At 32.5% G+C, this 13,218-nt stretch carries 11 protein-coding genes; all 11 read right to left on the bottom strand.

The genetic code is table 11. The annotated features are described in order from the left end of the window. Nucleotides 1-21: 21 nt before the first annotated feature. A complete protein-coding gene (locus tag DFR78_RS08885; RefSeq protein WP_114458489.1) occupies nt 22-558 on the bottom strand; it encodes a 2-oxoacid:acceptor oxidoreductase family protein in 537 nt (178 codons plus the stop codon). Continuing rightward, complete coding sequence (locus tag DFR78_RS08880; protein ID WP_114458488.1) at nt 551-1,387, bottom strand: thiamine pyrophosphate-dependent enzyme; 837 nt, start codon at nt 1,385-1,387, stop codon at nt 551-553. The genes DFR78_RS08885 and DFR78_RS08880 overlap by 8 nt, the downstream gene beginning before the upstream one ends. Then, nucleotides 1,387-2,526: a 2-oxoacid:acceptor oxidoreductase subunit alpha gene (locus DFR78_RS08875; RefSeq protein WP_114458487.1), complete on the bottom strand. Its 1,140-nt coding sequence runs from the start codon at nt 2,524-2,526 to the stop codon at nt 1,387-1,389. Before DFR78_RS08875 ends, DFR78_RS08880 begins: the two co-directional genes overlap by 1 nt. After that, nucleotides 2,516-2,734: a ferredoxin family protein gene (locus DFR78_RS08870; RefSeq protein WP_114458486.1), complete on the bottom strand. Its 219-nt coding sequence runs from the start codon at nt 2,732-2,734 to the stop codon at nt 2,516-2,518. Before DFR78_RS08870 ends, DFR78_RS08875 begins: the two co-directional genes overlap by 11 nt. Before the next feature lie 42 nt (nt 2,735-2,776). Next, complete coding sequence (sucD, locus tag DFR78_RS08865) at nt 2,777-3,646, bottom strand: succinate--CoA ligase subunit alpha (protein ID WP_114458485.1); 870 nt, start codon at nt 3,644-3,646, stop codon at nt 2,777-2,779. Continuing rightward, on the bottom strand, nt 3,643-4,791 hold the full coding sequence (locus tag DFR78_RS08860; protein ID WP_114458484.1) for a succinate--CoA ligase subunit beta: 1,149 nt from the start codon (nt 4,789-4,791) through the stop codon (nt 3,643-3,645). Before DFR78_RS08860 ends, sucD begins: the two co-directional genes overlap by 4 nt. 17 nt (nt 4,792-4,808) lie before the next feature. Continuing rightward, entirely contained in the window at nt 4,809-5,606 is a 798-nt protein-coding gene (locus DFR78_RS08855) for an IclR family transcriptional regulator (protein ID WP_114458483.1), read from the bottom strand. A gap of 715 nt (nt 5,607-6,321) precedes the next feature. Further along, complete coding sequence (locus DFR78_RS08850) at nt 6,322-7,518, bottom strand: SLC13 family permease (protein WP_114458482.1); 1,197 nt, start codon at nt 7,516-7,518, stop codon at nt 6,322-6,324. A gap of 116 nt (nt 7,519-7,634) precedes the next feature. After that, nucleotides 7,635-8,753, bottom strand: coding sequence for an alanine racemase (locus tag DFR78_RS08845; protein WP_114458481.1), 1,119 nt, complete (start codon nt 8,751-8,753; stop codon nt 7,635-7,637). Nucleotides 8,754-8,826: 73 nt separating this feature from the next. After that, the gene (locus DFR78_RS08840) at nt 8,827-11,982 is read right to left on the bottom strand and encodes an SNF2-related protein (RefSeq protein WP_114458480.1); all 3,156 of its coding nucleotides are present in this window, start codon (nt 11,980-11,982) and stop codon (nt 8,827-8,829) included. A gap of 235 nt (nt 11,983-12,217) precedes the next feature. After that, nucleotides 12,218-12,946, bottom strand: coding sequence for an aspartate/glutamate racemase family protein (locus tag DFR78_RS08835; RefSeq protein WP_114458479.1), 729 nt, complete (start codon nt 12,944-12,946; stop codon nt 12,218-12,220). Nucleotides 12,947-13,218 lie beyond the last annotated feature (272 nt).

Raw genomic sequence — 13,218 nt, 5'->3', positions numbered from 1 at the left:
ATAACTCCTTTCTCTATTATTTTATTGCGCAAGCAGCATTCCTTTATTTAAAGCTTTAATATTAATTTCTTTTGTTTCTACTGGAACTGATTCCAATATGCTTTTTTTTAATAATTCTACATCAACTATTTCAGTTTTTTTGACAAGATAGCCTAACATAATCATATTTGCCACTGTTTTATTATTAAACTCATCAATAGCAGTTTTATTAAAAGATTCACCATAAACTTTAAATTTTTCTGTTTCAAATTCTAATTTTGTTAAATCTTTATCCACTATTAATGTGCCTCCCTCTAATATTTGATCTCTATATTTATCAACCGCTTTTTGAGAAAGAGCTATTAATATGTCAGATTTTAGTACTTGAGGATATATAATTTTTTTATTAGAAATAATTATTTCTGAACAAACATCTCCTCCTCTAGCACTTGATCCATATGATTGGGTCTGAACAGCATTTTTACCCTCATATACAGAAGCAGTTCTTCCTAATATGATTCCTGATAATACTACTCCCTGGCCACCTATTCCAGCTATTCTAATATTAATGTTAGCCATCTGTACCCACCTCCGTGCGTAAACTTTGCATTAAATCTGTCAGCTCAGCTTTTTCATTCTCATTGACCAATTCTCCTACAATGATTTTGTCATCTGAAGATTCATTACTTAATGAATCTATTTTATTTATATGTATAGATTTACTTTTAAATTCTTTCATCATTGAAGGGGCATCATTTCTCATTCCAATCACTTTTCCATAGTGTACTGGACATTGGGATATAGCTTCTATAAAAGAAAACCCTTTTTTATCTATAGCCTTAGCAATTGATTTTGTCAATTGACGCGCATGGTAAGTTGTCCATCGTGCTACAAAAGTTGCTCCCGCACTTTTCGCCAGATCACTTAAATCAAAAGTATTTTCCATATTTCCATAAGGTGTTGTAGTAGTTTTACTATTTTTTGGTGTTGTAGGTGCAGCCTGTCCACTTGTCATTCCATATATTCTATTATTGACACATATAACAGTTAGATCAATATTGCGCCTGGCAGCATGAATAAAATGATTACCACCTATTGCAGAGAGATCACCATCACCACTAAAAACAACAACTTTCAATTTAGGATTTGTTAATTTTACGCCAGTTGCATAGGCAATTGCTCTTCCATGAGTAACATGAAGCACATCTGTATTAAATGAAGGACTGGGAATCCATCCAGCACAACCTATACCAGAAACAAACACTATATTATCAAAATCTAATTCTAGATTTTTTATTGCTCTTAAAGTACTTTGCGCCAAAATTCCATTACCACATCCTGGACATGTTGTATAATTAGTTCCAGGACGAATATATTTTTGTAAAGGGTGTTCTATATCTTTAAGCATTATTTTGCCTCCTTTATTTTGTTTAAAATATAATTTGGTTCAAAAAATTCCCCTAATACAGATGGAGACAATAATTCCACCTCTGCCTTTCCGTCTACAGCAGAACGAACATAAGGATAAATTTGTCCCAAATTATTTTCTAAAACAATTATTTTTTCAACATTTTCTGACATTTTAGATATTTCTTTTTCTGGAAAAGGCCAAACAGTAACAAGTCTATATGATCCTACTTTTATTTCTTTTTCTCGTGCTGTATGTACTGTTTCTAGAGCAGCTCTAGAAACACTGCCATAAGATAACAACACTACTTCCGCATCTTCCATATATTCTTTCTCAGTTCTAATTATCTCACTTTTATTATTCAGTATTTTATTTGTTAATTTTTTAATAAAATTATCCATAACCTTCGGATCAGAAACATTTCTCCATCCAAATTCATCGTGAGTAGATCCAGTTACATTAGCCTTAAATCCATTACCAAAAATCGGCATCGGAGCTACTTCTGTACTTAAAAATCTTCCTTCTGTTGAATCTGGATCATCTAATATCTTTCTATCAAAAATCTCTAATTCGTTATAATCCTCCGGGTATTCTACCTGTTCTCGCATATGACCAACCATAACATCTGCCATAACAAATACTGGAGTTCGAAATTTTTCAGCAATATTAAATGCCCAAATTGTATAGTCAAACATCTCTTGAGGTGATGATGGTGCTATTGAAATAACTTGATATTCACCCTGAGAACCATATTTAACTTGAATGGTATCTCCCTGCAAACTAATACTTGGACTACCAGTTGACGGTCCTCCTCTTTGAACATCAACAATAACCAGTGGAGTTTCAGTTGCAATGGCCAGCCCAATGTTTTCTTGCATCAAACTTATTCCCGGACCAGAGGTAGCTGTCATAGCTTTAGCACCTGCCCAAGAAGATCCAACGACTGCTGCAATGGAAGATAATTCATCTTCGGTTTGAATAAAAGTACCATTCACCTGAAACATTCTTTCTGACATATGTTCAGCTATTTCTGAAGCTGGTGTTATTGGATAACCTGCAAAAAATTTACATCCTGCTACTATTGCTCCTTCAACACATGCAATATTACCTTGAATAAAATCAGTTTTATTATTTTTCATTTTTTACACCACCTTTCTCTAAAAATATAGCGAAATCAGGACAGTAAATCATACAGTTTTCACATTCGATACATTTATTTATATCCGTAACTTCAGGTGGATAAACACCCTTTTCGTTTAAATCTTCTGAAAATTTTAATATGTTTACAGGACAGAACTCAATACAAAGTCCACATCCTTTACACATATCTTTTTTAATATATATCATCTATTATTTCACCCTTTCTTAAATTTGTGAATATTGAAAAAATTATTGCAGTAATTTTTTTACTACTTCTGGAATTTCAAATAAAAATGATACTACTTTAACTCCACTACTTGTTAAATGCGAAATCTTGCTTTCGGCACTCCCTTTTCCACCTTCTACTATTGCTCCTGCATGTCCCATTCTCTTCCCATCAGGTGCAGATCCGCCAGCAATATATGCTACAACAGGTTTATTCATTTCGTTTTTAATATATTCAGCAGCATCTTCTTCCTGACTGCCACCAACTTCCCCTATCAATACAACTAATTTTGTATTTTTATCTGAATTAAATAATTTTAAAATATCTATTAAATTAGTACCTGCAACAAGGTCGGCTCCCATACCAACAACAGTACTTTGCCCAATATTATTATCACTCAATATTGCGGACACCTCATATGATAATGTACCACTTCTTGAAATAACTCCTACTGATCCAGGAGTAAACATATTTGTTGGTAATATTCCAATTTTACATTCTCCTGGAGATATGATTCCTGGTGTTGTAGGTCCAATCAAAAGCGAATCAGATTTATCAATATACGATTTCATTTCCATTACATCATGAACAGGCGTATGCTCAGTTATTAAAGTTATTAATTTAATTTTATTTTTTGCCGCTTCTATAACACATTCCCTTGCTATGGAAGCTGGAACAAATAATACTGAAGCATCAATATCATGATTTTCTTTAGCTTCCTTAACTGTATCATATACAGGTATTCCGTATACTTTAGTTCCTTCTTTTCCCGGAGTTACACCTGCAACAATGTTGGTACCTGCATCCAACATATATTTTGTTTGAGCCCTTCCTATTTTACCTGTTATTCCCTGTACTAATACTTTAGTATTTTTATTTACAAGTATACTCATACACTTTCACCTTCTAAAATTTTTGCTAAAGTTTCAACAGCTTTTCTAGTTTCAAAGTTTTTAACAACTACAACTCCTGATTTTTCAAGAATCTTCCATGTTTCTTCCTGGCGATTACCAAGTGCTTTAGCAACTATTGGAATTTTTAAATTATGTTTTTTTATTGCTCGAGCTACTCCTTTTGCACCTTCATGAATGGGATTAATACCGCCATACAAATTTAATAATATACCTTTAATATCAGGTATTTCTATTATTAATTCCATACAATCAAAAACAAGATCTTCTGTTATACCGCCCCCTGTTTCCAAAAAATTTGCAGGTGACATATTCTCATAATTATTTATTAAATCCATCGTAGCCATTCCCAATCCTGCGCCGCTACAAATGAGTCCAATATTACCATCTAATCTAACATATGTAGCTCCCTTTTTATTAAAGTGTTTTTCTCTTTCATTCATACTATTTAATTTTCTTTTTTTAAAATTTGGATGTCTAAATAATGCAGAATCATCTATTTCCAGAACAGCATCCGCACATATGACATCATTCTGGTCTGTAATTACAATTGGGTTAATTTCAGCAATCTTACAGTCATAATTATTAAAAATTTCAAACAATTTTTTCACTACATTACTAATTTTCAGCAACAATTTTCCAGAAAAATCTAATTTTTTAACAAATTCTATGAATTCATAAGAAAATTTTTCTTCTGTAGGGTCAATCATAAATTTCATTATTTTATCTGGGTCCTTATTAGCCACAGTTTCAATATCAATACCACCCTCTGAGCTAATCATAATAACTGCTTTTCCCAATGTTCTATCTATTGTTATTCCACAGTACAATTCTTGTTTAATATTAAGTTTTTCTTCGATTAAAACCCCGTTAGCCTTATATCCTTTTATTTCTAATTGCAATATTTCTTCAACAGTTTTCTCTAAATCTTTAATTTCATCAACAATTTTTATTCCACCTGCTTTTCCACGCCCCCCAATTAGTGTTTGCGATTTAACAACTACAGGAAACCCAATCTCTTGAACAGCTTTTTTTGCATCTTTAGACGAATAAACCATTTTACTTTTTGGAATTTTTATTTCATTAGAATAAAATATTTTTTTTGCTTCATATTCATATAATCTCATTCATTTATAACCTCCTTTTATGCATCATTTCCAAGCGGATTATAAAGACTTGCTCCTAATCCATTTGATATTATAATTGCTTTTTCTGATATTTCATGAAAATGGCTTTTAAGATCAACCCCTCCTTTATTATATAATTTTCTTGTTGATATGCTTATACTTCCTACAACTTCCAAGGTGCTATCCCGAATCGGAACTGCTAAACAATTTGTATTAAAAATAAATTCTTCATTATCCTGAGCAAAACCATTTTCTCTCACCATTTCTAAATGCTCATATAATTTGTTTTTATTTACTATGGTATTATTGGTAAATTTTTTAAATTCAAATTTTTCTATTAACGCTTTTCTTTTATTTTCAGGTTGATATGCTAACAATATTTTTCCAGAGGCAGTTGCATATAACGGAACTTTTCGTCCAACATGAAAGTAAGAATCTGGAATCTGTGGACTTGGTATTCTAATTAGATATACAGCTCTATTTTTATCTAGAACAGAAAGTATAACATTAAAATTGGTGTCTTTAGATAGCTCTTCTAAATAAGGATATGCAACTTTTCTAATTTCAGAAGTGTTTAAGATTGATCTTACACCATTAAGTAATTTATATCCTAATTTATATTTATTATTCTCAGTTTGAATTAAATAACCAATTGATTCTAAAGTTCTTATTAATCTCCAAATTGAACTTGAATTTTCATTTAACAAATTACTCAATTCCTGAGGAGTAAATTCATCATTATTTTCATTAAAGCATTCAATTATTTTAAAAGAATTAATTACTGACTGATTTAAATATCTTTCTTCTTTATTCATATATATATATCATCTCCTAAATAAAATTAGCATTTTATATTTAAAATTTTAATTTTAATATTACTTTTTTTATTACTTATTAATATAGTTCTCTATAATCAAAATTATTCCTTTAAATATATAAAAAAATCTTTAAAATAATGATATAGTGATTAATATAGAGTATTTAGGACTTAATCTGTTTTATTAAAAGATGATTTTTAATTATTTTTTTATAAATTAAATTTTCATATATAAAAATTTAATTTATAAAAAGAAAATATCACAATATATATAATAATAACAAAATCATGTTGGTCAAATTAATATGATACTTCCGAAGTAGAAAGTCTAATTAATTCAAACAGACTTTCTACTTGGAAATATTTTTTATGGACAGAAAACCCACGTATAGTAAATAATTTGAAATTAAAACATTGCTATCTATCAAAAAGGTATCGGAACTTATCGAGCAAATATACAATTGTTATATAAGATATAAAAAATATGAATGTATTGATAATGAGCTTTTGGAAGGTTTCTTCGGTACACTAAAATCTGAAATATTTCATGGCAAGAAGTTTACATATCTTGAATTCTATAATGAAAAAGATTTCAAAAAAAATCTGGATGTATGGCTTCGATAGAATATCGCAACCACATACCCAGATGTGCAGAATATTTCTTTAAATAAATATCCTGCCAGAAAATTCCAGCAGGATTAAATATCTTTATATTAAACCAGTAAAGCAGGTACAAGTGGATTTAAACCTGACCCTTCAGCAAAAACTAAAAAGGCAGGTATTGCAATTCCCATAACTGCTATAACACTGCCCAGTACCATATGTAATAATATCGAGACAACGGCTATCATAAAGGCAAGCAGAAATAAATTAGCTGGTACTGTTTCCGGTAAAACAGCAGATGAGATCCAGGCATTCATCCCTGTAAGGCCACCAATTCTACCTATTGATACAGCAGCTGTTAAAAAGATCAGCACATGTACTGGCACCTGTTTCCAGTCGTCGGATTTAAGAACTCCTCCAATAATAGGAAAACTCATCAGCATTGCAACAGCAAGTGTTACCCAGCCTAATTCAATTCCATGGATAGAGTCTGTCATCCAGAATATTATTGCAATAGAGATCCACAAAATTGTTTTCTTCTCCAAAGGAGTTACTGCACCCATACCACGAAGTTTTTTTCTGATTTCCTCTCTATCAAAACTGATCTTTCCTTCCGTTTTAAAAAGATTTATAATTAGAAAAAATGTTAATATACTGGCTAAAGCGGCAGGTATACCCATATTGTAAAGCCAGCCAAACCAGCTTAATTCCATACCCGAAAATTCAACTGCCATAATGTTAATTGTACTATCTCCAGTAAGGAAAATCATCGATATTGGCACAGATGCTGCAAAAACTGTTAATCCTATTTTAGCTGAATCACTGTCATTTAAGTTTGCACTTTTAATTATCTTTGCCATAACTGACATAATAAGAAATGCCCTGGGCCAGGGATGTGGTATCAGCAGGCTTAAAATGAATGTTAAAACAAATATAGAAACAATTATACTTTTATATGAACTAACAAATCTTAGCAGATAATTATATGCAATTCTCTCTCCAAGTCCGGAAGATTCTACTGAACCTGCTATCAGATATGCTCCCATTACCAGATAGATTACAGAAGAACTCCAGAGGGAAAACACATTTTCTGCAGGTGCAACATTAAAAATCACCAGTAATATAAGGTAAAGACCAGAAGTATAACCAGGATGGGCAACATTTGTGGCCCAAAATATTACTGTCATCAGGCTAAAAGCAAGACAGAGCTGGCCTTCAGCTGATAGTCCATCAAAATTACCATTTGCTATAATTACTGCAGTCACTATTCCGATTATTAATCCTAATTTTCTTTTATGTTTAAGCAAACTGCACCTCCAGAAATATTATTTGCTAAAATCTTTATATCCAATCTTTGCTCTTGAATTGGTAGGCTTATTGACAATCATAGAATTAAAATTTCAGCTTACTTAACGACAAATTATTAACTAATCTCTGGAGGTTTCCTGCTTCCACCTCTTGCATCTATATAAATAATTTCATCTATCTCATCTTTTCTGCAGCCCAGAAGATAATCTGTCATATTAGCAGCAGAACAGGAGTGATTGGGGATAATCTCTACCTTATCTCCAACTTTCAGCTCAGTTTTATCTTCAATTTTAACTTTAGCAACTTCTTCTGATAAACCAGTAATTAATAATTCTGGATGGTCTTTTACAACACCATAGCCTTTAATATTTGAATTACCATGTGCACCCTTATCCAGACCCAGACATTTGCTCCCTGCATTTAGAATAAACAGATCATCAGCAGGCTGAGAAATAATTGATGCCATAACTGTTAATGAACACCTTTCCAGCGGCACAACCCCGACAGCTGCCTGCATATTATCATAAAACACATAGTTGCCCGGCCTCAAAACTGTAATAACATCAGATTCAGCAGCAAAGTTCGCCGTGGGAGTACTTCCTGTTGCTGCCATTTCAATATTAAAACCATTTTCTTCTAAATTTCTTACAGCCGCTTCTACCGCTTCCACCTCTTCAGCAGCAGCTTTTTTTACTTCTGCCATATTTGCAGCTCCATAAACCTGACCGGGATGAGTGCATATTCCCTTCAGTATAAGGTTGTCATATTTCTTTAATTTTTCTGCCAGTTCAGCTGATTTTTCCGATTTTACTCCCAGCCTGTGTAAACCAGAATCAATTATTATAAGATATTCTGCTTTTATTTTTTCTTCTGCCAGAAGTCTGTCAAACTTTTCGGCAGCATTTTCCCCATCAAAAGCCAGAATGATATCCGCCTTTTTAAGAAGTTCAATAATTCTTGAAATATTCTTTTCATCAACAACAGGATAGGCCAGTGCAATACTGTCAAACCCTGCCTCCACCAGTTTTTCTGCTTCAAGTACAGTCCCAGCCAGAAATCCAGCTGTACCTTTTTTAGCCTGCATTTGTGCAATCTGCATACTTTTATGTGTTTTTACCATTGGCCAAAGTTCTTTATTATTTTTTTTACACATCTCTGCCATAGATTCAATATTCATATCAAGTATATCCAAATCAACAAAAAAAGATGGAGTTGAAAATTCTCTTTTTACCATATTTACACATCCTTAGATTTATTTATACTGTGCGTTTTTTGCACTGTCAGAAGTCCCTTATTTACATTTTATTTTAACTGAGAAGTTCCTGAATATCTTCCCAGGTTATTGCACTGATTGGATTGACATTGTTCTCAATTATATTATCAAATAAATCCTGTTTTTTCTGCTGCAGTTTAAGCATCTTTTCTTCCACTGTACCTTTTGTTATAAGTTTATATACTATAACTCTATTTTCCTGTCCAATTCTGTGGGCCCGATCCGAAGCCTGCCTTTCTACCATTGGATTCCACCAGGGATCAACATGTATTACTATATCAGCAGAAGTCAAATTAAGGCCAATACCTCCTGCTTTTAAGCTTATAAGAAAAGCATCTATATTCTCATTATTATTAAAATTATTCACTCTTTCCATCCTATTTCTCGTACTACCATCTAGATATTCATAATTGATATAATTTTTTTCAAAGTGTTCTTCTATCAATTTTAGCATTTTAACAAACTGGCTAAAAACTATAACTTTATGCCCACCACTTACTGCATCATTTACAAGTTCCTCCAGGGTGTCCAGCTTACCGGAATTGTGTTTTAAACCTTCATTTCCCAGCACTAAAGAGGGATGGTTGCATATCTGCCTTAGCTTTGTCAGAGCTGTCAGCACATTGATATGAGAGCGTTCAAAACCTCTTTCTTCAACAGTCACTTTCAAATTATTTTTCACTTCATCCAGAACCATCTGATAACTGTCTTCCTGCAGCTGTGTCATATTTACAGGCTGAATATTTATAATTTTTTCCGGCAGTTCTGCCAGAACTTCTTCTTTACGTCGGCGCAGTATAAAAGGAGCTACCCGTTCTTTTAATTCTTTCATTTTCTGCTGGTCATTATTTTTAGATATCGGTGTATAAAAATTTTTATTAAAATAGCTGTAATTCCCCAGATAACCCGGCATCAGATAATCAAATATAGACCACAGTTCGGCAGCAGAATTTTCCAGCGGTGTTCCTGTAAGAGCCAGTTTTGTATCAGCCTTTATATTCTTTACCGATTTCGCCCTTTTTGTCCTGTGATTTTTTATATGCTGTGCTTCATCAAGTATGGCCAGAGAAAACTTCAGCTTCTCCTGATTAATCTTCTTGATATCCCTGCTGATAACTGAATATGAAGAGATTATTAGCTCATACTCAGAAAAAGAATTCCTCATATCATCTCTTTCATCTGGTGTTCCGTAATATACAAGTGTTTCTAGATTATCAAAAAATTTATCTGATTCCTCTTTCCAGTTATAGATTAAAGTTCTGGGGCATACTACCAGTACCGGCTGCTGAGGAGATACACTTTTAATTAATGTCAGCATCTGCAGTGTTTTACCTAAACCCATATCATCTGCAAGTATTCCACCAAAATTGAACTTCTGGAGAAAATTAAGCCAGTAAAATCCTTCTTTTTGATAATCTCTCAGTATATCTTTAACTTCTGATGGAATTTCCTTTTTTTTAACTGCTTTACTGCTGCCAATTTCCTTATCCAGTTCATTGAAAACTCTGCTGCCTTCAAATTTTATTCCGGATTTCTGCAGCATATTTCTGTAATAAAGCAGATTGTGGTAGCGGCTGCGGTATTCCCCATCTGAAGATTTTTCAGAATGATCCAATATGTGGTCAATACTCTTTTCTTTTTCTCCCATATTAATAACAAAGTATTTTTTATCTATCTTTACATATGCTTCTCCTGTTCTATTGTAAGAAATCATTTTTTTAAGTTCCTGCCTGCTGTAAGTTTTACCTCCAAGATTATAGCTTATTTTGAAATCAAACCAGTTTATCCCTTCCCCATCAGAAAATTCTATAATCGGCTCAAGTTCTATATTTTTAATTTCTATTTCATCAAATGAGTCAGTGGTCTTAACCTCCCATTCTTCCGGTATATGTGGAAGTCCATCGGTTATAAAATTTTGGATATCAGATTCATTTTTCAAAATAAACCGATCTGGTCTTACAGTAAAATTATAATCTTCTAAAAATCGAATTATTTTAGAAAACTCTCGGATGTCTTTTGTATACCAGGTATATGGATCTTCTTCTGACTGAATATAATTATTTTTTTCCATATCAAGACCTAAAAGTTCAGTATTACAGTAATCTTCACCAGAAAAGTTAACTTTTATATCACATAAAATCTTCTCTTCACTGTAATCAAGCTTTATACTGACATCCGGTTCTTCCTTTATCAATTGATATTTTGTAAGGTTCCCCTTTATTTCAAGAGGTGTATTTTTCTGCAGCACAGGCAGCATTTCAAAAAGAAATTCCCCTCTTCTTTTTTCAGGAATATCAATGTTTTTATCAAGTTCATTATATCCTGAAAGATCAACCGGATGCACTTTATTTTCTATCACAGACCAGAATAGATTTTCTTCCTGATTACTGTAAATAGGATAACCAGGATCTACTGTCATTAGTTTTATTTTTTCTATATCACCTGTCAGCTTAAGTTTCGGATAAAGTGTTTTGCCACTTTCAGCCTGCTGTTTTATTTCATCCATAACTACACTGTAATTTTCAATAAGTTTAAGTAGAAATTCAAAATTATCCTCATTTTTAGTTAAAAGCAGTGAGTGTTTTTCTCTCCCCTTTGTTTTATCCAGGCTGCTGAGTTTTTCTACCATCTGCAGTTCTTTATCAGTAAAATTCCTCTCAAATATATTTTCCTTAAAAAGAAAAACAAGGTCTCCATTTAAAGCTTCTATAATATCATTCATTTCAGAATCGGAAATTTGATCAGATATTATGATAAGTTTAAAGTTGCTCAAACTCTGGTCCAGAACTCCCTTTAATCTGTATTCAAGTTTCGGTTTTTTATCCGGATTAAATCGTTCAGTCAGCTCTATCAGCTTTTGATAGTTGTAGTTTATAGAGTTCTGCTGCCGCAGCTTATTATAATCTTCACTAAAAAACTTATATAAAACCGCTATCTCGTGCTTGCAGTATTCTCCCCAGTCATAAGGACAGCTGCAGACACCATCAATGTAATACTTATCTCCATAAAACTCCAGATAAAGTTCAACTTCATAGTCTCTAGTTCCACTTACCTGAGCATTTATCTGAAATTCGTTTTCTCCCGTGACCTTTGGAAAATATCTTTTAATATAACCCTGATGATAGTATTTTAATCCTCTTCTGTAAATACTGTCAGGCACCAATTCTCTGATAATATTTTCATCTATCATTTTTACATCTCCTGCTTATATAAATTTGCACTTATGTTTATTTTATCATACCAGGAAGAGAAAAACACCTCTCATATGAAAGGTGTTTTATATATATGCGTACTCTTAATAATTTTATTTTTTATTTAATGTAAAATTATTTTACTTTTTAACAGCAATCTCATGTTACTTTTTCCGCAAAAACTTATCTTACAGAATTTATACTGCTTTCAATTACTGCTTTCAATATTTTTAACTACATAAACCCATCATATTTCTTTTTCACTAAAGCACTGAATACATAATCTATCATTGTAATAAAATCAAATACCGGCAGCTTTACCTTATCCTGAATAGCTTTCGCATATGGTGGCAGCATACTGCATTCCAATAGCACTGCTTTTACTTCAGGGTTTTCTCTTACCAGTTCTTCAGCAGCTTCTACCGCCTCTTTTTCCATCTGCTCTGAGTCAAGTTCTCCACATTCCTCAATAACTGTTTTTCGAAAAGATTCTTTATCTTCCATACCTTTTAATACAATATCATCAGGATCAGCATTTACTGCCTTAAGAAAATCATCATCCAGCTTGCTGGACTCTGCACTTATTACTCCTACTTTGCTGTTTTTATCAAGTATAGAAGAAATAAATGGAATCTGGAGCAGGCTTGATAAAAACACCGGTATATCAACCGCTTCTGCTATCTCTTTCTGAAAAAGAGCAAAAAAACCACAGTCAGCTGTTATTGCCCTTACACCATCCCGTTCCAGTTCCTTTGCTGCTTTAATTATGACTTCCAGACCACTTTTATCTTTTTCCAGCAGCTGTTTAAAGTTCACTCCTTTTACAAGTTTATATCTAACCGGATAGTCAAAGGTGCTGGCATTACCAACATCTCCAGGTATAAAAGGTGCAGCATAATCCAGAAGCAAAATTCCAACAGCTTCACCATAATTCATCTGATTTTTATTAGCTTTATAAAGCATAATTTTTCCTCCCTCGTTAATTATTATATCATAATTAGGTGTGTTTTGTATTTTTTATTAAGATTTTTCTCTAAAAACATAGAAATATGAGTCCTTTTCCTTTATAATAATAGTAATTACACAAAATTATACAGCAGAGACTCCATGTAGATGCTGTATCTAAAAAAATAGAAAGGGTGATTTTCCCCAGTTTAAATCTAAAAAGGATACTCAAAATTCTTATCGTAGTAATAAGTTTATTAGAAAAAATGGGACTACTAATATTGAAATTA

It is taken from the genome of Halanaerobium sp. MA284_MarDTE_T2, assembly GCF_003337245.1.
Lineage (GTDB): Bacteria > Bacillota > Halanaerobiia > Halanaerobiales > Halanaerobiaceae > QPJE01.
The sequence above is the reverse complement of the archived record's forward strand: the minus strand, read 5'-3'. Positions and strand labels throughout refer to the sequence as shown.